14 protein-coding genes are annotated in these 21,126 nt (G+C 71.9%); 7 read left to right on the top strand and 7 right to left on the bottom strand.

Going from position 1 to position 21,126, the window contains the following annotated elements:
• Nucleotides 1-61: 61 nt before the first annotated feature.
• The 5 genes from paaK to ACFXGX_RS02685 form a co-directional block, all read right to left on the bottom strand.
• Nucleotides 62-1,369 carry a phenylacetate--CoA ligase PaaK gene (paaK, locus tag ACFXGX_RS02705; RefSeq protein WP_384783924.1) on the bottom strand — a complete coding sequence of 436 codons (1,308 nt, stop codon included), beginning with the start codon at nucleotides 1,367-1,369 and terminating at the stop codon, nucleotides 62-64.
• Between the two features lie 142 nt (nucleotides 1,370-1,511).
• Nucleotides 1,512-2,846 (bottom strand): enolase C-terminal domain-like protein, encoded by a 1,335-nt coding sequence (locus ACFXGX_RS02700; protein WP_384783922.1) that lies wholly within the window; start codon nucleotides 2,844-2,846, stop codon nucleotides 1,512-1,514.
• A gap of 119 nt (nucleotides 2,847-2,965) precedes the next feature.
• A complete protein-coding gene (locus ACFXGX_RS02695) occupies nucleotides 2,966-3,922 on the bottom strand; it encodes a 5-dehydro-4-deoxyglucarate dehydratase (RefSeq protein WP_384783920.1) in 957 nt (318 codons plus the stop codon).
• Between the two features lie 241 nt (nucleotides 3,923-4,163).
• Nucleotides 4,164-6,476, bottom strand: coding sequence for a sulfatase (locus ACFXGX_RS02690; RefSeq protein WP_384783918.1), 2,313 nt, complete (start codon nucleotides 6,474-6,476; stop codon nucleotides 4,164-4,166).
• A 148-nt stretch (nucleotides 6,477-6,624) separates the two neighbouring features.
• A complete protein-coding gene (locus ACFXGX_RS02685) occupies nucleotides 6,625-8,316 on the bottom strand; it encodes an acyl-CoA synthetase (RefSeq protein WP_384783916.1) in 1,692 nt (563 codons plus the stop codon).
• A gap of 197 nt (nucleotides 8,317-8,513) precedes the next feature.
• On the opposite strand from ACFXGX_RS02685, the gene ACFXGX_RS02680 reads away from it, so the two are divergent.
• The 7 genes from ACFXGX_RS02680 to ACFXGX_RS02650 all read left to right on the top strand — a co-directional run bounded on the left by ACFXGX_RS02680 (nucleotide 8,514) and on the right by ACFXGX_RS02650 (nucleotide 16,641).
• A complete protein-coding gene (locus ACFXGX_RS02680; protein WP_384783914.1) occupies nucleotides 8,514-9,314 on the top strand; it encodes a crotonase/enoyl-CoA hydratase family protein in 801 nt (266 codons plus the stop codon).
• A 78-nt stretch (nucleotides 9,315-9,392) separates the two neighbouring features.
• The gene (locus ACFXGX_RS02675) at nucleotides 9,393-10,334 is read left to right on the top strand and encodes a Zn-ribbon domain-containing OB-fold protein (protein WP_384783912.1); all 942 of its coding nucleotides are present in this window, start codon (nucleotides 9,393-9,395) and stop codon (nucleotides 10,332-10,334) included.
• Nucleotides 10,335-11,390: a thiolase domain-containing protein gene (locus ACFXGX_RS02670; protein WP_384783910.1), complete on the top strand. Its 1,056-nt coding sequence runs from the start codon at nucleotides 10,335-10,337 to the stop codon at nucleotides 11,388-11,390.
• A complete protein-coding gene (locus ACFXGX_RS02665; protein ID WP_384783908.1) occupies nucleotides 11,387-12,553 on the top strand; it encodes a thiolase domain-containing protein in 1,167 nt (388 codons plus the stop codon). Before ACFXGX_RS02670 ends, ACFXGX_RS02665 begins: the two co-directional genes overlap by 4 nt.
• Nucleotides 12,554-12,636: 83 nt before the next feature.
• A complete protein-coding gene (locus tag ACFXGX_RS02660) occupies nucleotides 12,637-12,879 on the top strand; it encodes a DUF397 domain-containing protein (RefSeq protein ID WP_384783906.1) in 243 nt (80 codons plus the stop codon).
• A 245-nt stretch (nucleotides 12,880-13,124) separates the two neighbouring features.
• A complete protein-coding gene (locus tag ACFXGX_RS02655; protein ID WP_384783904.1) occupies nucleotides 13,125-16,016 on the top strand; it encodes an ATP-binding protein in 2,892 nt (963 codons plus the stop codon).
• Nucleotides 16,017-16,143: 127 nt separating this feature from the next.
• Complete coding sequence (locus ACFXGX_RS02650; protein ID WP_339127652.1) at nucleotides 16,144-16,641, top strand: hypothetical protein; 498 nt, start codon at nucleotides 16,144-16,146, stop codon at nucleotides 16,639-16,641.
• A 21-nt stretch (nucleotides 16,642-16,662) separates the two neighbouring features.
• Here the strand turns inward: ACFXGX_RS02650 and ACFXGX_RS02645 are convergent, their stop codons facing one another.
• Nucleotides 16,663-18,471 carry a PAS domain S-box protein gene (locus ACFXGX_RS02645; protein ID WP_384783902.1) on the bottom strand — a complete coding sequence of 603 codons (1,809 nt, stop codon included), beginning with the start codon at nucleotides 18,469-18,471 and terminating at the stop codon, nucleotides 16,663-16,665.
• A gap of 353 nt (nucleotides 18,472-18,824) precedes the next feature.
• The gene (locus ACFXGX_RS02640; protein ID WP_384783900.1) at nucleotides 18,825-20,795 is read right to left on the bottom strand and encodes an N-acetylmuramoyl-L-alanine amidase; all 1,971 of its coding nucleotides are present in this window, start codon (nucleotides 20,793-20,795) and stop codon (nucleotides 18,825-18,827) included.
• Nucleotides 20,796-21,126: the final 331 nt, after the last annotated feature.

Below are 21,126 nucleotides of genomic sequence, written 5' to 3'. Positions count from 1 at the left end.
GCGCCCTTGCGGACAGGGCCGCGGGGGTGTCAGGAGTCCCCGCGGCCCTGTCCGCGGCCGGTCAGGCGCGCGGGCGCAGGTCCACGATCCGCTTCAGCTTGCCCACCGACCGTTCCAGGGTCTCCGGTTCGACGATCTCCACCGTGACCGAGACACCGATCCCGTCCTTGATGCCCGCGGTGATCGCCCGCGCCGCCGCCTCGCGCGCCTCGGGGGTGGCGCCGGAGCGGGCCTCCGCCCGTACGGTGAGGGCGTCGAGGCGGCCCTCGCGGGTCAGCCGGAGCTGGAAGTGCGGGGCGACGCCCGGCGTCCGCAGCACGATCTCCTCGATCTGCGTGGGGAAGAGATTGACCCCGCGCAGGATGACCATGTCGTCACTGCGCCCGGTGATCTTCTCCATCCGGCGGAAGACCCGCGCCGTGCCGGGCAGCAGCCGCGTCAAGTCCCGTGTCCGGTAACGGATCACGGGCATGGCCTCCTTGGTGAGCGAGGTGAAGACCAGCTCGCCCTCCGCGCCGTCCGGCAGCACCTCACCGGTGAAGGGGTCGACGACCTCGGGGTAGAAGTGGTCCTCCCAGATGTGCAGACCGTCCTTGGTCTCCACGCACTCCTGGGCGACGCCGGGGCCGATGACCTCCGAGAGGCCGTAGATGTCCACCGCGTCGATCGCGAACCGCTCCTCGATCTCGCGGCGCATCTCCTCGGTCCACGGCTCGGCCCCGAACACGCCGACCCGCAGCGAGGTGCCGCGCGGGTCCACGCCCTGGCGCTCGAACTCGTCGAGGAGGGTCAGCATGTACGAGGGTGTCACCATGATGATCTCGGGCTTCAGGTCCTGGATGAGCTGGACCTGACGTGCCGTCATGCCGCCGGACGCGGGGATCACCGTACAGCCGAGCCGTTCCGCGCCGTAGTGGGCACCGAGTCCACCCGTGAACAGGCCGTAGCCGTAGGCGATATGGACCTTGTCGCCGGGCCGGCCGCCCGCCGCGCGGATCGAACGGGCCACCATGTCAGCCCACATGGACAGGTCGTTCTCCGTGTAGCCGACGACCGTGGGGCGGCCGGTCGTCCCGCTCGACGCGTGAAGGCGCCGGATCCGGTCCTGCGGTACGGCGAACATCCCGTACGGGTAGTTCTCCCGCAGATCCGCCTTCGTCGTGAAGGGGAACCGGGCCAGGTCGGCGAGCGAGCGGCAGTCGTCGGGGCGCAGCCCGGCCTTGTCGAAGGACTCCCGGTAGAAGGGGACGTTCTCGTAGGCGTGGCGCAGCGACGCGCGCAGCCTTTCGAGCTGGAGCGCCCGCAGCGCCTCCGCGTCCAGCCGCTCGCCCGCGTCGAACAGGCCCTTCGAGTCCGTCGAGCCCGCCATCGCGCTCTCTCCCTCGCCAACCGTGCCATAGTGGACGACCGATCATTCGGTCGTTCTGTTCCGGACAGTAATTCAGGTGTCCGCCGTCAGTGCAAGGGGTCGGCGGCGCTTTTCGCGGAGCGGGTCCGGGGCCGGACGGCGGTCAGCGCACCAGGGCGGGCCGCTTGGGGTCGAACTCCCAGCCGGGCACCAGTTGGCGCATGGCGACGGCGTCGTCCCGGGCGCCGAGGGCCTCCTTCAGGTAGAGCTCGTGCGCCGCCAGCAGCCGGTCCATGTCCAGCTCGACGCCGAGGCCGGGTGCGTTCGGCACCGCGATCTCGCCGTCGACGATGCGCGGCGGGTCGACCGTGAGCCGTTCCAGACCCTCCTGCCAGATCCAGTGCGTGTCGAGCGCGTTGTACGGGCCCGGCGCCGCGGCTCCGCAGTGGGTGACCATGGCGAGCGAGATGTCGAAGTGGTTGTTCGAGTGGCAGCCCCAGGTCAGGCCCATCGCGTTGCAGAGCTGGGCCACACGCACCGAGCCCCGCATGGTCCAGAAATGCGGGTCGGCGAGCGGGATCGAGACCGACTGGAGCGTCAGGGCGTGGGTGAGCTGCCGCCAGTCCGTGGCGATCATGTTGGTCGCCGTCGGCAGTCCCGTCGCCCGGCGGAACTCGGCCAGGATCTCCCGTCCCGAGTAGCCGTCCTCGGCACCGCAGGGGTCCTCGGCGTAGGCGAGCGTGCCGACCAGGGGCCCGCACAGCTCGATCGCCTCGCGCAGCGACCAGGCGCCATTGGGGTCGAGCGTGACGCGGGCCCCGGGGAAGCGGTCCTTGAGCGCGCGTACGGCCCTGACCTCCTCGGCGCCTTCCAGGACACCGCCCTTGAGCTTGAAGTCCCGGAATCCGTAGAGCGTGTGGGCGGCCTCGGCCTGCCGGACGATCGCGCCGGGCGTCAGTGCCTCCTCGTGCCGCAGGCGGTACCAGTCCACGTCCGCGTCGCGCTCGCGAACGTACGGCAGATCCGTGCGGTCCGGGTCGCCGACGAAGAAGAGGTAGCCGAGCACCCGTACCCGGTCACGCTGCTGCCCGTCCCCGAGGAGGGCGGCGACGGGCACGTCGAGGTGCTGTCCTAGCAGGTCGAGGAGGGCCGACTCGACGGCGGTGACGGCGTGGACGGTCGTGCGCAGGTCGAAGGTCTGGGCGCCGCGGCCGCCCGCGTCACGGTCGCCGAACCGGTCCCCGATCTCGCGCAGCACGCGCTGGTAGTCGCCCACCTTGGTGCCGAGGACCAGGTCCCCGGCGTCGCGCAGCGTCCGGGTGATCTTGTCCCCGCCCGGCACCTCGCCGAGCCCGGTCCGCCCCTCGGAGTCCTTGAGGACCACGACATTGCGCGTGAACCAGGGACCGTGGGCGCCCGACAGGTTCAGCTCCATGCAGTCCCGTCCGGCGACGGGGTAGACGGAGAACTCGGTGATCGTCGGTTGCTGACGCTTCATCACATTCCTTGTGTACGAGGGGCGATGGCTGACCTGTGCCAGGGATTCCAGGATGACGACGGTGGGCGCGGCCGAGGGTCGGTCCGCCCCGTGCCCCGCCGGGCCGTCCCTCGCCTGCTTCAGACGAGTCGGCGCACGGCTCCGGCCAGGGTCAGTCCGGTGTCGAGGATCCGCTCCAGGGCCGCCAGGTCGGCCGGTCCGGGATCGGTGAGCGGCGCGCGCACCGGGCCGACGGGAAGGCCCCGCAGCCGGGCGGCGGCCTTGACGAGGGACACGGCGTAGCCGGGCACCTTGTCGCGCAGTTCGACGAGCGGGACGTAGAAGTCGCGGAGCAGCTTGTTCACGGTCGCCTCGTCGTCGGTGCGCAGAGCGGTGAAGAAGGCGCCGGCGATCTCGGGAGCGAAGGCGTGGACGGCCGACGAATAGGCGGGGACGCCGACGGCGGCGTACGCGCGGGCCTGGATCTCGGCGGTGGCGGCCCCGTTGAAGAACAGGAAGCCGTCGGGCGCCGCGAGCGTGAGGCGCTGGAGCCGGTCGAGGTCGCTGTGGCCGTCCTTGAGCCCGATGACGCCCGGGACGGCCGCGAGGGCCCGCAGCCCCTCGGGGGAGAAGGCGACCGGGCCGCGCTGGTAGGCGATGAGCGGCAGCCGTGTGCCGGCGGCGATCCGGCGCACCTGCTCGACCAGGCCGGACTCGGGGGCCTCGACGAGATAGTGGGGCAGCACGAGGAGGGCGTCCGCGCCGGCCTCCTCGGCGATCCGGGCGAAGCGCAGCGCCTGCGCCCATCCGTAGCCGGTGCCCGCGACCACGGGCATGCGGCCGTCCGCGATCTCGACCGTGGCGGCGACGACCGCGCGGTACTCGTCCTCGTCCAGCGCGCTGAACTCGCCGGTCCCGCAGGCGGGGAACACCGCGCCCGGGGCCGTGGCGAGCTGGGCGGTGAGGTAGGTCCGGTAGGACTCCACATCGAGGTCGCCGTCCGCCGTGAAGCTCGTGAGCGGGAACGACAGGACTCCGCCCGCCATGCCGTCCCGCAGCCGCTCGGCCACGCTGTCCGGATCGCTGAACCCTGCCATGAGTCTCATCCCTGTATGCAGACGTCGTCTATGTATGAGAACACAGGTTAGATTCGTGAACCTCCGGGGTCAATGGGCGGGGCCGGGTGCCCGGGTCCGGGGCTCCGTGGCCGCAGGGTTCGCGGACGCCCGGAAACAGCACAGCGGGCCCGCAGCCCCTGTGGCTGCGGGCCCGCTGTGTCCGGACCGGGGTGGACCCGGGTGGACCGGGGCGGACCGGGGTGGCGGCCGCCCGGGACCGTCAGTGCGACGCGATGGAGCCCGCCGTGCCCGCCGTGCCCGGATTCGAGCCGTACGCGGTCATGAAGCGGTCGCGGAACTTGTTCATCGCCCATTCCGGCGCGTCGGCCGCGGGCTTGAGCCCGTCCGTCCAGCCCCAGTCGGAGATGCGGTCCAGCACCTTCGGGTCGCGGGCCACGATGGTGACGGGTACGTCCTTGTTGGAGGTGCCACCCGTGACCGTCGGGACGGGCTGGTGGTCGCCGAGGAAGACGAGGACGGTGTTGTCGTCGCCGTAGCGCTGCATCCACTGGGTCAGGCTGTCCAGGGAGTACTGGATGGCCTTGCGGTACTCGGTCCGCACCCGCTTCGAGCTCTTCCAGACCTCCGTGGGGTTCGTCCCCTCCTTCTTGATCTTGTAGAAGATCTTGCCGTCCCCGAGGTCGTTCCAGTCGATCGTGTGGGCGATGGGGGACCAGGGGTTGTGGCTGGAGGCGAGGATGATCTCGGCCATGATCGGGTCGCGGTTCTTCTTGCCGTGTTCCAGCTTCTGGAAGGACTCCAGGCTGAACTGGTCCGGCACCGGGGTCCAGCTGAAGTACGGGCCCTGGTAGCCGAGGTGCGTCGAGTCGTAGATGTGGTCGAGGCCGAAGTACTTGCCCTCGGGCCAGGCCTTGCGTACGCCGGGGACGATGCCGACCGTGCGCCAGGCGCCGGTCTTCTGGAAGTAGCTGGTGAGGGTGGCGCGGTCGCTGGTGGTCAGGGACCGGTACCGCTGCTGGTTCTTGACCCAGGTGCCGGACAGGAACGTCGAGTGGGCGAGCCAGCTTCCGGCGCCCGTCACCGGCGACCTGAGCCAGCCGCTGCGCGCCGAGAAGCCCGCCGCCTTGAGCCTCGCGCCGCCCTCCTCGAGGGTCGCGTCGAGCTCCGGCCCCATCGTCGGATCGTCGATCGCCACGCGGCCGTAGCTCTCGATGAACGTGAGCATCACGTCCTTGCCGCGCAGCCCGGTCAGCAACTGGTCGGACGGGGTTTTGGCGAAGGCGTCGACGGCCATCTGCTTCTTGTAGACGTCGGCGTCGCCGAGGCCGTCGCGGACGTACTGCACACGGTTGGAGAGGTACTGGGCGTAGCCCTTGGTGGCGATCGTGACGCCGCCGGTCTGTGCGCCCATGGTGAAGCAGACGACCCACGCGACGCCGAGGACGAGCGTGGCGCGTACGGACCCGGTGCGGTGCCGGGCCAGGACGTTCGCCAGCCGCATCATCGCGAGCACGCTCAGGGCGAGCACGGCGATGACCAGGACGATCACCCCGACCACCGCCAGCGTCTCGCCCGAGCGCCCGAACGAGTCCTTCACCCAGTCCGCCCCGTCGCTCAGCAGAACCCAGTCGAAGACCAGGTCGAACGGCCGGGCCAGGGTCTGGCGGAAACCCATGTCGAGGCACTTCAGGATGCCGGACAGCCCGAGGACCATCCCGAGGACCCCGGCCGTGATCCGCCGCGCCCGCGGCGGCAGGACGAGCAGGACGGCCGCGAGAAAGACGGCTTCGACCGGGAGACGGAGGAACGCCCGCACGCTCATCCAGTCGAGGCGGTTGGGCACGATGAGGATCGTGATCACCAGCGCACCGGCCAGGACGGTCGTGCCCACCCGCACGGCACGAGCGGCCCGCGGGTAACGCCGGCGCCAGCCGAACCATCCGGGACGGACGGCGGAGGCGGCGTCCGCGTCGGGCTCGGCTTCGTCCGCGGACGCGGGGTCGACGGGGTGTCCGTCGGTGGCTTCGGGGGTTGGCGGCTGCGGGCTGGTGGATTCCGCGTTGGGGGCCTGCCTGCCGGCAGGCTGTGTGCCGGTGGCTTCGGCGGTGGCCGGCTGCGGGGTGGTGGGCCCCGCGTCGGGAGACTGCGTACCGGCGGAGCCGTCGTCGGCGGGCGGTATGTCGGCGGCCTCGCCGGCAGTGGCCGGCCGCGAACCTACGGGCTCCGCGTCGCCGGGCTGCTCAGCGGTGACTTCGCCGGTGGCGGACTTCGGGACGGCGGGTTCGTCGGTGGCCACGGCGGGGTGCGGGACGACGGGCTCGTCGTCGGCCGCGGGGTGCGGGCCGGTCGCCTCGCCGTCGGCGGGGTGGGGGACGGTGGGCTCGGCTCCTGTCGCGCCGCGCGCTTCGTCACCGGCCGCCCCCTCGGCCCGCTCCTCGGTCCCGGAACTCGTGTGCGCCCCGGTCTGTTCGTCCGTCCCGGACTCCTCGCCGGTTCCGTCCGTCGCCGTCGCGTCGGGGTCCGGACCCGCGTCGGCATCCGGCAGTTGACGAGGAGGTGTGTGGTGCGACACCCGAAGTCCTTCCGTGCGTAACCCTGTGCTGGTGCAACGGAGGCATTTCCGTCATCCCCCATACGGCCGTCGGCCACCTCCGGTTCAAAGAGGGGCCGGCCGCGCACAGAGTACGTCGCGAGGATCAGGCGGCTGACACCGCCGGCGGTTACAGGTCCGCCGCCACGGCCACCTCCCGGGCCCACCGGTAGTCGGCCTTGCCGCTCGGCGAACGCTGGATGGAGTTCGTGATCACCAACTGGCGCGGGACCTTGTACCCAGCCAGCCGCGTGCGGCAGTGCGTCTGGATGTCGTCGAGCGACGGCCGCGGCGCGCCCTCGCGGACCTGTACGACGGCCGCCACGTGGCTGCCCCACTTCGGGTCGGGCACTCCGGCGACCAGGGCGTCGTACACGTCCGGATGCGACTTCAGGGCCTGTTCGACCTCCTCCGGGTACACCTTCTCGCCGCCGGTGTTGATGCACTGCGAGCCGCGGCCGAGGACGATGACGATGCCCTCCTCGTCGACCGTGGCCATGTCGCCGAGGAGCACCCAGCGTTCGTCGCCCTTGCGGAAGAACGTCTCGGCGGTCTTCTTCGGGTCGTTGTAGTAGCCGAGAGGCACATGGCCGCGCTGCGCGACCCGTCCTGGCTCGCCCACCGCGACCGGCTCGTACGTCACCGGATCCACCACCTGTGTACGGGCGTTGACGCGGATGCGGAAGCCGCGCTCGGGGCCGGAGTCGGCCGTCGCGGTGCCGTTGAAGCCGGACTCCGAGGAGCCGAAGTTGTTGAGCAGCATCACGTTCGGGACGAGTGCCTGGAACTGTTCGCGCACGGTGTCCGACATGATCGCGCCGGACGAGGAGACGCTGAACAGGGCGGAACAGTCCGTGCCCTTCAGGGGGCCGTTCAGCGCGTCGATCAGGGGCCGCAGCATCGCGTCGCCGACCAGCGACACGCTGGTCACCTTCTCCCTCTCGATCGTCCGCAGGACGTCCTCGGGTGAGAACCTGCGGTGCAGCACGACCCGTTGGCCGAAGTTGAAGCCGATGAACGCGGTGAGCGTCGAAGTGCCGTGCATCAGCGGGGGAGTGGGGAAGAAGGTGATCCCGGCACCGCCGGCCGCGACGCGCTCGGCGAGCTCCTCCGGCTTGGACACCGGATCGCCGGTCGGCGCGCCCCCGCCGAGGCCCGCGAAGAAGAGGTCCTCCTGCCGCCACATGACGCCCTTGGGCATCCCCGTCGTGCCGCCGGTGTAGATGATGAACTGGTCGTCCGCCGAACGCGGGGGGAATCCGCGCAGAGGAGAACCGGCGGCCTCGGCGTCCCCGAAGTCCACGATGCCCACCGTGCCTTCGACGCCTGCCGGGCCCTCCGCGTCCACCGTGGTTCCGGTACCTGCCGGGTCCTCCGCGTCCACCGTGCCGGCTCCGGGTGCGGCGGCCCCCACCCGGACGAGATGCCGCAGCCGCGGCGCCCGTGGCCGGGCCGCCGCCACCCGGTCGGTGAACTCCGCGTCGAAGACCAGCGCCACCAGGTCCGCGTCCTGGTAGAGGTAGGCCAACTCTTCCTCGACGTAGCGGTAGTTGACGTTGACCGGCACGATCCGCGCCTTCAGGCAGGCCAGCACCGTCTGCAGGTACTCGACGCCGTTGTACAGATGGAGGCCGAGGTGCTCGCCGGGGCGGATCCCGCTGTCGATCAGATGGTGCGCCACACGGTTCGCGGCCGCGTCCAGCTCCGCGTACGTCAGACGGCGCTCGGCGCCCGTGCCCGGGAGATCGACGTAGACCATCGCCTCGCGGTCCGGGACCACGTCGACGACCGACTCGAACAGGTCGGCAAGGTTGTACTCCACCGTTCCTCCTGACCGTGCACGTCCGTGGCCGAGTGCCGCCAGGGCGTGTCCGCCCCGGACCCGACGGTCATCAGAGCAAAGCCCGACCCAAGTGGGAAGGGTCCCGGCACAAGAAATCTGACTGTCTGTCAGAAAACCCTTGTACTGGCTGGACGGCTCCTGCAACCTGTTCTCGCATCCGAGACGGGAGGACGCCCATGGGTGGGACCGAACACCTCACCGTGCAACGCGAAGGCGCCACACTGGTGCTCACGCTCAACAGGCCCGAGGCCAGGAACGCGCTCTCGCTGCCGATGCTGGTCGGCCTGTACGACGGCTGGGTCGAGGCCGACGAGGACGACGCGATCCGCTCGATCGTGCTCACCGGCGGGGGCGGTGCCTTCTGCGCGGGGATGGACCTCAAGGCCCTGGCCGGCCGGGGCATGGAGGGCGAGCAGTACCGGGACCGCCTCAAGGCCGACCCCGATCTGCACTGGAAGGCCATGCTGCGCCACCACCGCCCCCGCAAACCGGTGATCGCGGCCGTCGAGGGGTACTGCGTCGCGGGCGGCACGGAGATCCTCCAGGGCACCGACATCCGGGTCGCAGGGGCCTCCGCGACCTTCGGGCTCTTCGAGGTCAGGCGCGGACTCTTCCCGATCGGCGGCTCGACGGTGCGGCTGCAACGCCAGATCCCACGCACCCACGCCCTCGAAATGCTGCTCACGGGGCGCCCGTACACCGCCCAGGAGGCCGCGGACATCGGGCTGATCGGTCATGTGGTGCCCGACGGGACGGCGCTGGAGAAGGCGCTCGCCGTCGCCGAGCAGATCAACGCCTGCGGTCCGCTCGCCGTCGAGGCCGTCAAGGCGTCCGTGTACGAGACCGCCGAACTGACCGAGACCGACGGGCTCGCCGCCGAACTGCGGCGCGGCTGGCCGGTGTTCGACACCGCCGACGCCAAGGAAGGCTCCCGGGCCTTCGCCGAGAAGCGCCCGCCCGTCTACCGGCGGGCCTGACCCGCAAGCCCGGCCCCGGACGTGCCCCGTCCGCCCCGCGGACACGGCACGACCGGCCGTTGGAAGGAGAGATCCGGGATGCCCGAAGTCCTCAAAGCCCCCCTCGTCGTCGAGTTCCCCTTCACCCGCTCGCTCGGACCCGTGCAGAGCGCCTTCCTCACGGGCCTGCGTGAACAGGTCGTCCTCGGCGTACGGACCGCCGACGGACGCACCCTCGTCCCGCCCGTCGAGTACGACCCCTTCACCGCCGAGGAGCTGTCCGACCTCGTCGAGGTCGCCCCCACCGGCACCGTCACCACCTGGGCCTGGAACCACGAACCCCGGCGCGGCCAGCCCCTCGGCACCCCCTTCGCCTGGGTCCTGGTCAAGCTCGACGGCGCCGACACCGCCCTGCTGCACGCCCTCGACGCCCCCGGCCCCGACGACGTACGCACCGGCATGCGCGTCCGGGTCCGCTGGGCCGGCGAGCGCTCCGGCGCCATCACGGACATCGCCTGTTTCGAACCGTACGACGGGGAACCGGACGAACCCGCGGGCCACGACGGCCGGTTCGAGGACATGGTGACCGGGATCGTCGCCCCCGCACGGCTCGACTACGTCTACTCGCCGGGCCGCGCCCAGGCCGCCTACATCGCGGGCCTCGCCGAGCGGCGCACCGTCGGCGAACGCTGCCCCTCCTGCCACAAGGTGTACGTCCCGCCCAAGGGCGCCTGTCCCACCTGCGGGGTGGCCACCTCCGAACAGGTCGAGGTCGGCCCGCGCGGCACCGTCACCACGTACTGCATCGTCAACATCAAGGCGAAGAACCTCGACATCGAAGTCCCCTACGTCTACGCGCACATCGCGCTCGACGGCGCCGGACTCGCGCTGCACGGCCGGATCGGCGGCATCCCCTACGACGAGGTCCGCATGGGTCTGCGCGTGGAGCCCGTGTGGTCCGAGGGCGGCCGCCATCCCGACCACTACCGGCCCACCGGAGAACCCGACGCGGACTACGAGACGTACAAGGAGATGCTGTAGATGCGGACCGCCAGGGACATCGCCGTCGTCGCCTTCGCGCAGAGCGACCACCGGCGCACCTCCGACGAGCTCTCCGAGGTGGAGATGCTCCTCCCCGTCCTGCACGAGGTCCTCGACCGGACGGGCCTGCGGGCCGGTGACATCGACTTCACCTGCTCCGGCTCCACCGACTACCTCGCGGGCCGCGCCTTCTCCTTCACCATGGCACTCGACGGCGTCGGCGCCTGGCCCCCGATCTCCGAGTCGCACGTCGAGATGGACGGCGCCTGGGCGCTGTACGAGGCCTGGACGAAGCTGCTCACCGGCGACGCCGACACCGCGCTCGTCTACTCCTACGGCAAGTCCTCGCCCGGCTCCGTACGCGACGTCCTGACAAGGCAGTTGGACCCGTACTACCTGGCCCCGCTGTGGCCCGACCCGGTCGCCCTCGCCGCTCTCCAGGCGCGGGCGCTCATCGACGCGGGCGAGACCGACGAGGCGGAACTCGCCTCCGTCGCCGCCCGCAGCCGGGCCTCCGCGAGCGCCAACTCCCACGCCCAGCTCCGCGGTTCGGTGCCACAGGGCGACTATCTCGTACGACCCCTGCGCACCGGCGACTGCCCGCCCATCGGCGACGGCGTCGCCGCCGTGATCCTCGCCGCGGGGGACCGGGCCCGCGACCTGTGCGAGCGGCCCGCGTGGATCCGGGGCATCGACCACCGCATCGAGCCCCACTCCCTCGGCGTACGCGACCTGACCGACTCCCCGTCCACCCGGCTGGCCGCCGAACGGGCCGGAGCCTTCGAACGGCCCTTCGACACCGCCGAGTTGCACGCTCCCTTCACCTCCCAGGAAGTCGTCCTGCGCAAGGCGCTGCGGCTCGACGACAGCGTGCGCGTCAACCCCTCGGGTGGCGCCCTCGCCGCCAACCCGATCATGGCGGCCGGACTCATCCGCATCGGCGAGGCCGCCGCCCGGGTCCACCGCGGGGAGTCCGACCGGGCACTCGCCCACGCCACCTCCGGCCCCTGCCTCCAACAGAACCTGGTCGCCGTACTCGAGGGGGACGCCCGATGAGCAAGGAACCCGTGGCCGTCGTAGGCATCGGCCAGACCAAGCACGTGGCGGCACGACGGGACGTGTCCATCGCCGGACTCGTCCGAGAGGCCGCCCAGCGCGCCCTGGCGGACGCCGAGTTGACGTGGGCCGACATCGACGCCGTCGTCATCGGCAAGGCGCCCGACTTCTTCGAGGGCGTCATGATGCCCGAGCTGTATCTCGCGGACGCGCTCGGCGCGACCGGCAAACCGATGCTCCGGGTGCACACGGCGGGCTCCGTCGGCGGATCGACGGCCCTCGTCGCCACCAACCTCGTCGCCGGCCGCGTCCATGGAACCGTCCTGACCCTCGCCTACGAAAAACAGTCCGAATCCAACGCGATGTGGGGCCTGTCCCTGCCCATCCCCTTCCAGCAGCCGCTGCTCGCCGGCGCGGGCGGCTTCTTCGCACCGCACGTACGCGCCTACATGCGGCGCACCGGCGCACCCGACACCGTCGGCTCGCTCGTCGCCTACAAGGACCGCCGCAACGCGCTGAAGAACCCGTACGCGCACCTGCACGAGCACGACATCACCCTGGAGAAGGTCCAGGCCTCGCCCATGCTCTGGGACCCGATCCGCTACTCGGAGACCTGCCCCTCCTCCGACGGTGCCTGCGCGATGATCCTCACCGACCGCGCCGGCACCGCCCGTTCACCGCGTCCGCCCGCCTGGATGCACGGCGGCGCGATGCGCAGCGAACCGACCCTCTTCGCCGGCAAGGACTTCGTCTCCCCGCAGGCCGGAAAGGACTGCGCGGCCGACGTGTACCGCCAGGCCGGGATCGCGGACCCCCGCCGCGACATCGACGCCGTCGAGATGTACGTGCCGTTCTCCTGGTACGAGCCCATGTGGCTGGAGAACCTCGGCTTCGCCGACGAGGGCGAGGGCTGGAAGCTCACCGAGTCCGGCGTGACCGAACTGGAGGGCGACCTCCCCGTCAACATGTCGGGCGGGGTCCTCTCCACCAACCCGATCGGCGCCTCCGGAATGATCCGCTTCGCCGAAGCGGCCCTCCAGGTGCGCGGCCAGGCCGGAGAACACCAGGTCGACGGGGCACGCAGGGTGCTCGGCCACGCCTACGGAGGCGGATCCCAGTTCTTCTCGATGTGGCTGGTCGGCGCCGCGCCGCCCACCTCCTGAGACCGTCCCTCCGACATGGCCTGTGCGCGGCACCGGCCGATCGCTAGGCTGGCCGCGGACGACGAACCGGGAGGAGCACGGACGTGGCCGAGAGCACCATCGAGCAGCACCCGCTCGCGGGCTGGGACAAGCCGGAGCTGGACCTCAGCAACGCCGACTGGAAGTCCAGCAGCCGAGGGCGCGGAGATGTCCAGATCGCCTTCGTCGAGGGTTTCATCGCGATGCGCAACAGTGTCCGCCCCCAGAGCCCTTCCCTGATCTTCACGCCCGCGGAGTGGGGGGCGTTCGTATCGGGGGCCCGCGAGGGGGAGTTCGACCTGACCTGAACCGACGACCGCCGGAACCCGCTCTGCCGCCCCCAGAGTGAGCAAGGGGCGGCGGCCGGGGTCCCCGCGCCCGGGAGGCCGCCCGCCGTCCGGTCCTCCCGCGGCCCCGCCGTCGCGCGAGAGGTTCCGACCAGGAGCGTCCGAACGGGCTGCCCCGTGGATGATCGGGGCGTACGCTGAGGTGCCTGTAGGTCACGGTGCGCATCCGCTCCCGCGCGGACGCGCGATCGTGGCAGGGGGTGATCATGGGGCAACGAAGCCTTCGCAGCCGTCGGACGCTCTTCGAGCGGGAGAGTGAACTCTCCGCCGCGGACGAGGCGTTGAGCGATCTGGTCGGCCTGCGCCGGGAACCCGGCGAGCCGCCGGGCCGCTCCCGCGGCGCGCTCCTGGCCTTCGCCGGACGCGCCGGCATCGGCAAGACGACCCTCCTGGGCGAGGTCCGCAGGCGCTCCGCGGCCAAGGGCTGCACCGTGCTGAGCGCGCGAGGCGGTGAACAGGAACAGCGCGTCGCCTTCCACGTCGCCCGCCAGCTCCTGCAACCGCAGCTCGCCCGGTACTCCGAGGCCGAACTCCGCTCCTCCCTGGGGAGTTGGTACGCCATCGTCGGCCCCGCGCTCGGCCTGTGCGCGCCGTCCGAGGGCGCCCCGCCCGACCAGCAGGGCCTGCGCGCCGGACTCGACTGGGTGCTCACCCACCTCGCCGTACAGCGCGCCCCCATGGTGCTCCTCCTGGACGACGCGCACTGGGCCGACGCCGAATCACTGAGCTGGCTCGCCGCCTTCGCGCCCCGCGCCGAACAACTCCCCCTGCTGCTCGTCGTCGCCTACCGCCCGGACGAACTGCCCGAACACGCCGAGGCGTTCAGGGGACTGCCCGGCCGTGCCGGACAGCGCCCCATCGGCCTCGAACCGCTCAGCGCCGGCGCCGTCGCCCGGCTCGTCCGGGAAGACCTCGGCACCCAGGCCGACGACGCGTTCTGCCGGGAGTGCTGGGCGGTCACCGCGGGCAACCCGTTCGAGGCCGTCGAGCTGACCGCCAAGGTCCGGGACCGCGGACTCACCCCGACCGAGGACGGAGCACACCTCCTGCGCGACCTCGCCGCCGCCGTCAAGGGCAGCGGCATCGTCGCCCGCCTCGAACGCCTCGGCACCGCGACCGTCCGCTTCGCCTGGGCCTGCGCCGTGCTCGGCACCGAGATCCGCCCCTCACTCGCCGCCGCCGTCGCGGGACTCGGCTCCGAGGAGGCCGCCGACGCGGCGGACGCCCTGCGCATCGCCCGCATCCTGACCGGCGTCGACCCCCTCGAATTCGTCCACCCGCTGATCGCCACCGCCGTCTACCGCGACATCCCCGGAAGCGTCCGCGTCGCCCTGCACGGCCAGGCCGCCTGGTGCGTGATCGACGAAGGACTCGGCCCGGCCGCCGCCGCCCGCCACCTCATGGAGACCCACCCGGACGGCGACACCTGGATCGTCCAGCAACTGCGCGCCGCCGCCCGCGAGACCCAGCGCGCCGGAGCCCCCGACGCCGCCCGCCGCTGTCTAGCCCGCGCCCTGCGCGAACCGCCGCCCTTCGAGGACCGCGCCGCCGTCCTGTACGAACTCGGCTGCGCGTCCCTGCTCACCGAGCCGGGAACCACGGTCAACCATCTGCGCGCCGCCCTAGAGGAACCGATCACCGACCCCGAGCTGCGCCACAACATCGTCTACCGCCTGTCCCAGGTGCTCGCCCACAGCGACCGCCTCGCCGAGGCATCCGAGACCCTCGCCCGCGAGATCCCGGTCACCGGCGACGCCCGGGTACGTCTGCGCATGCAGTCCGAACAGTTCATGTGGGACGCCTTCCGCGCCGACGAACCCGACTCGCCCGCCCGCTCCCGGCGCCTCGCCCGCCTTGCCGACCGGCTCACCGGCCACGACCTCACCGAGCGCTACGTCATCGGGCTGCGCGCCTGGGACGCCACCCTGCGCGGCGAACCCGCCCCCGTCGCCCTCCACCACGCCGAGCGCGCCCTGGCCGGCGGCCTCGGCTGGGCCGAGGCCGACCGCGGCTTCGAGGTCCCCGTCCTGGTCGCCATGACCTTCATGTACGCCGACCGGCCGGGCCGCACCGAAGAACTCTTCGCCACCGGGATCGCCGACTTCGAATCCCAGGGCTGGCACGGCGCCCACCTCTCCTTCGGCTACACGATCCTCGGATACGTGCGCTTCCGTCGCGGCCGTCTCGCCGAGGCCGAGGACTTCGTCCGCGCGGGCCTCCGGCTCGCCGAACGCGTCGGACCCGGTACACCCGTCCACTGGTACGCGGTGGGCACCCTCATCCAGGTCCTCCTCGCCAGGGGCCAGGTCGAGGAGGCCGCGCGCACCGGCGAGGCCTACGACTTCCACGCGCCCTTCCCGGCCGCCGTGACCTTCCCCGACGCCCAGACCGTGTACGGCGAACTCCTGCTCGCCCGCGGCCTCGCCAGGGACGCCGCCGTCGAGCTCGCGTCCGCCGGCCGCCGCCTGGATCCGCGCGGTATGCGCAACCCCGCCTGGTGCCCCTGGCAGCTCCACCTCGCCCGCGCCGAGAGCCACGACGCCCCGGAACGCGCCGTCGCCACGGCACTCGAAGCGGTGAACCGCGCCCGCCAGTACGGCGCCCCCTCCACGATCGGCCAGGCCCTGCGCGTCGCCGCCGAGGTCTCCCCGGCTCCTGACCGCGTCCAGCTCCTCGAAGAGTCCGTCGGCCATCTGGAGAGCTCCCCGGCCGCCTACGAACTGGCCTGCTCCCTGGTCGCCCTGGGCACCGAACTGCGCCGCGCGGGACGCCCCAGGGAAGCCGCCGAGCACCTGTACCGCGGCCTCGACGCGGCGGTCCAGTGCGGTGCCGACGGACTGATCGAGGACGCCCGCGACGAGCTGGCCTCGGCGGGACTGCGGCCGCGACGGCTGCACAGCACCGAGACGGACGCCCTCACCGCCCGCGAGCGCACCGCCGCCTCGCTCGCCGCGCGGGACCGGACCCCGGCCCAGATCGCCGAGGAACTGCACATCGACGAGCACGCCGTCGCCCGGCTCCTGTCGGCGGTCTACCGCAAGGTCGGCACCGACCGCCGGGGACTGGCCGCGGCACTGGAGGATCAGGCCATCTCCTGACCCCGCCGGCCCGCCCTCCGGCCCCGAGCGCACATCGCCCTCCGGCCCCGCGCGCACAGTGCCCGCGGGGCCGGGACGTACAGCGCCCGTGGGGCCCGCTACGCGCCCGTGCACGTACCATTGCGGCATGTCCTTCCTCCGCCGCCGCAGCGCCACGCCCGCCGGGCCCGACTTCGATGTTCTGGCCATGGATCCGGGCGACTGGCCCGGCAATCTCGGCGCGGGCCTGCTGCCCGCCCCCGACGGAAGCTGCCAGGGCGTCTTCCTCCGTTACGACCTGTTCGGCGGCCGCGGTCCCGCGATGATCATCGGCAATCTGCCCGAGGGCTCCCAGGCCCGGGACGTCGCCGAGAACGAGGTCCCCTTCGAGGTGGCCCAGCTCCTCATCGCGCTGGAGAACAACGAGGAGGTGACCGTCACCGGGACCGAGGACATGCCGGTGATGCAGGGCGACAACCTCCTGATCGTGCGCCGGCTGAAGCTCTCCGAGACCCGTATCTCCTGCGTCCAGTTCGACCGCAGCGACAACGTCCTGGTGACCATCGCCGCCTGGGACCGTCCGATCACGGACGACCTCTACGCGCTCCTGAAGCCGCTCCCGGCGGAGCTGTTCCAGCAGGGCTGAGGCCGAACACCCCGTCCGGCGTCACAGTCTGAGGGTGAACCAGGTCGTCTTGCCCGCGTCGGTGGGCCGTACCCCCCAGTTGTCGGCGAGCGTGCGGACCAGGATCAGGCCCCGTCCCGACTCCTCGTCCTCGCCGGCCGTCCGCGGCTGCGGCAGATGCGGGCTGCGGTCGCTGATCTCCACGGTCAGGTCGGTCGCGCTGCGGCACAGATGCAGACCGATGGGCCCCTGCGCGTGCTGCACGGCGTTGGTGAGGACCTCCGAGAGCAGCAGCCGGGCGTCGTCCGCGGCGGGGACACAGTCCCAGGCGGTCAGCGCCTTGCTGAGGAAGGCGCGGCCCTCCGGGACCGACTCGGGCACCGCGGGAAGGTCGGTGTTGACGGTGGCCAGGGGCCCGTCGGGGAGCCGGGTGAGCAGCAGGGTGACATCGTCGTTGTGCCCGTCGGAGTCCGGCAGCAGTGCCGACAGCACATGGTCGGCGGCCTCCTCCAGATCGGGCGCGACGGCGAACAGGTCCGCGAGGGTGGTGGTCAGCTCGGTGAGCTGGTCCTCGATGTCGCTGCCGGGCGTCTCGATGAGACCGTCGGTGTACAGGACCAGTGTCGCCCCGGGAGGGATCACCGAGGTCGCCTGCTCGTAGAGGATGCCTCCGACACCGAGCGGCGCGTTCACCGGCGCGGGAAGCTGCCGGGCCCCGGCCCCGGGCGTGGCCACCAGGGTCGGCAGATGCCCGGCCGAGCAGACCGTCACCTCGCCCGCGTCGGCGGAGATGACCAGATAGCAGCAGGTCACGAGCTGGTCGGGCACATCCAGATCGCCGACGACGGCCTCCAGGGCCTGCATCAACTGGCGGGGCTGCATACCGGTCTTGGCCAGGGCGTGCGCGGCCGAGCGCAGTTGGCCCATCACGGCGGCGGCGTCCAGACCGCGGCCCATGACATCGCCGATCAGCACCCCGACCCGGCCGGCGCCCAGCGGGATCAGGTCGAACCAGTCCCCGCCCACGCCCGCTCCCTGCGTGGCGGGCCGGTACCGGCTCGCGGTCGTCAGCCCCGGGATGGCGGGCGGCGTCCCCATCAGGCTGCGTTGGAGGGTGAGGGCGATGTGCCGCTGCTGCTCGTACAGGAAGGTCAGCTCCGCCTCGGCCCGCTTGCGGTCGCTGATGTCCCGGACGATCGCGCACGCGCCGATCACCGTGCCGTCCGCGTCCCGGGTGGGCCACAGCGTGATGTCCACGTCCAGCAGGGAGCCCGAGCGGGTCAGCCGCAGGGTCTCGAAGTGCTCGACCTTCTCACCGCTGCGCAGCCGGTCGAGGAGCATGTCGATCTCGCCGCGCCGCTCCGTGGTCGCGAGCAGGGACACGTGCCTGCCCATCACCTCGGCCCGCGAGTAGCCGTACAGCCGCTGCGCCGCCGCGTTCCAGTAGGTGATGTGACCGTCCAGGGTCTTGGCGAGGATCGCGTCCTGCGAGGACTCCACGAGACCGGCCAGTTCGTTGATGCGCGCCTCGGCGCGCTTGCGGTCGCTGACGTCGCGGACGGCGGCGGAGACGAGGAGTCCGTCGGTGGTCTCCAGCGGGCTGAGGCTGATCTCGACGGGGAACTCGGTGCCGTTCTTGCGCAGGCCGTGCAGTTCGAGTCCCGCGCCCATCGGACGGACCTGGCGGTTGTCGGCGTATCCGTCGCGGTGGAAGGTGTGGTGGGCGCGGAAGCGGCCCGGCACGAGGAGTTCCACGGGGTGGCCCAGAAGTTCCTCGCGGGTGTACCCGAAGAGTGCCTCGGTCTGGGCGTTGACGAGTTTGATCGTGCCGGTGTCGTCGACGATGACCATGGCATCGGGTGCCGCCTCCAGCAGACCCCGAAACCTTTCCTCGGCCCCCGCGGGCGCGTCGTTGCGGGGTTCGCCACCGCACTCGCATCGCCGGGGGACCGCCGCACCGGCCGGCCGCGCTGAAGTCTCTTTGACGAAGTTGCCCATGCCTGCCCCAGGGTGTGCCGTGTTCGTGAACGGCCCATCACAGCGTACGGAGAGCAGGCGTGCGGTTACATGTCGTTAACTGACCCGAGCGCGGCCGAACCTGTTCCGGACGGCACTTTCCCTGGTCGCTTGCCGGTGTCATTGTCTTCGGCGATCCGGACGCCGGGCCCGCCCCGCGCGGACCCGGCCCCGGAACGCCGGACGGACTACGGAACCAGATCCACGTCCGCCGCCCGTACGAACTCCACCCGGTGCCCGAACTGGATCTCGTAGTACAGGTCCGTACCGATCACGACCCGGTGCGGTGTGGTGTCGAAGGTCGGCGCGTAGAAGTACTCTCCGGGCACCTTGTCACCGGCCGCGTAGCGCTGGCCGGCGAGGATCTTGTACGGGAGGGGCGAGACGGCCTGGACGGGCACGCCGGCCGGGTACGCCTCCTTCTCCGGGTACGCCCTGCCGTACACGGGGATCTCCGCCAGGCCCTCCTTGGGTGTCACGGCCGGCCCCGACGCCCGCACCGCGGTCGGCTGCTTGCGCGGGTTCTCGAACCAGGCCTTCTGGCCCAGGTACCAGATCGCCGTCCAGTCGCCGTCCCGTCCGGCGAGCGCGTACCGCTGTCCGGTGGAGACCCGCGAGGCGACGTCGTTCACGCCGGTCGTCGAGGCGTCGCCCTTCGGGTACAGGCCGATGTCCTGGATCAGCGGCGCGTTCTCGTCCGGCTGGGAGTACAGGCGCACCTCGCTGGAACCGTGCGCCGTGCAGGGCTCGCCCTTGGTGACGCAGCCCGTGTACACCGGCTGGTTCGCGTCGAAGTCCGGCAGGACGGTCACCAGGTCGGCGCCCTTGCCGTACGTGGGGTGGAAGGGGTGGCCGAGGAGGGTGAAGTAGTGCTGCCAGTCCCAGTACGGGCCCGGGTCCGTGTGCATGCCCGGGATGGTGGAGGTCGTGGGACCCGGGACGTTGTCGTGCCCGAGGATGTGCTGCCGGTCCAGCGGGATGTCGTACTTCCGGGCGAGATACCGCACCAGGCGGGCGGAGGCCCGGTACATCTCCTCCGTGTACCAGGTGTCGGGCGCGGTCAGGAAGCCCTCGTGCTCCAGACCGACCGACTTCGCGTTGATGTACCAGTTGCCCGCGTGCCAGGCGACGTCCTTGGCCTTCACGTGCTGGGCGATGTGCCCGTCGGTCGAGCGCAGGGTGTAGTTCCACGACACGTAGGTCGGGTCCTGGACCAGGTTCAGCACCCCGTCCCAGGTGCCTTCCGTGTCATGGATGACGATGTACTTGATGCTCTGCGAGGCGGGCCGGTCGCCCAGGTCGTGGTTGCCGTAGTCGCCCTCGCCGAACTCCTCGTACGGGGCGGGGATCCACTCGCAGGACACGCTCCTCGGGCACTCCGTGCCGTCGGCGGAGGCCGTCCGCAGTCCCGCACGGCGCAGTTGCGCGGTGTCGGGGCTCAGCGCGGGCCGGGCGGCGAGCGTCACCTGCCTGCCGGTGTCCGTGATGCGCGACTCGCCGGTGCGCATCACGTCGTACGCGTCGTCGGCGTAGGTCGCCGCGGTGGTGCTGTCGTCGGCTCCCGAGAAGCGCGCGACCGCTCCGTACCAGTCGGCGGGGTCGTCGCTCAGGGGTTCGCCGAGGTCCCGCTGCGCGGCGGCCAGGAGCGCGGCGCCGCCCGCGACGTTCGCCGCCGCGTCGGTGCGCAGCCGCTCCGCGGGCAGGCCGGTGAGGTCGGCGGCCTTCGCCAGTGTCTTCAGCCGTGCCGGGAGTCGGGCGTTCGTGGGCACCGCCGTGTCGGGCGTGAGGGCGGCGCGCGAGCTGTCGCCGCGCGCGTCCTCCGTGCCGTCGCTGTGGTGCGGAGTCCCGGCGATCGCCGTACGGGCGTCGGTCAGGTGCATGGGGCCGTAGCCGCCCGTGACGCTCGGGGCGCCGGCGTGCGTGTCCCAGCGGGACTGCAGATACGAGACCGCGAGCAGCACGCTCGACGGAACGTGGTACTCGGCGGCCGCGGCGGTGAAGGCGCCCTGCAGCCCGTTCGCGGGCGCCTCCTCGGCCGAGCTCGAAGGAGCCGCGCCGAGCAGCGGCAGCAGCAGCGCCGCCGAGGCGACGGCTCCCGCGGTTCTGCGCGCGCGTCTGTGCCTGGTGGTGCCCTGGGGTTCGGTGACGGACCAGTGCAAAGCAGCCTCCTGGGACGGTCGTGCGCGGTGGGGCGTGCGAGAGCCGAACGCGTCAGTGCTACCGGCTCTCCGACGATCCGTCAATCATGCCCAGGAGGAGGCGATTTCCCATGTCAACGTGGGGTGAGCGCGGTTTCGTGGCGACGGCCTCCCGGCCTGCGGGGCGTCAGTGGCCTGGACCATTGCCCCGAACGGCGGGTCGTGAGCATGAGGGAGGTGCGCGGGGGGGCGGGTGGCGGGGGGGCCGCCGGCCCCCGGCCCCGACAGCGCGTGGGGCGCCGCGCCCCCCCCGCCCCGCGGGCGCGGGGGCCCTCGGCTTTTGCCGCGCCAC

Origin of the sequence: Streptomyces sp. NPDC059371, assembly GCF_042751995.1 — a bacterium.
In the GTDB taxonomy this organism is placed as follows: domain Bacteria; phylum Actinomycetota; class Actinomycetes; order Streptomycetales; family Streptomycetaceae; genus Streptomyces.
The sequence above is the reverse complement of the archived record's forward strand: the minus strand, read 5'-3'. Positions and strand labels throughout refer to the sequence as shown.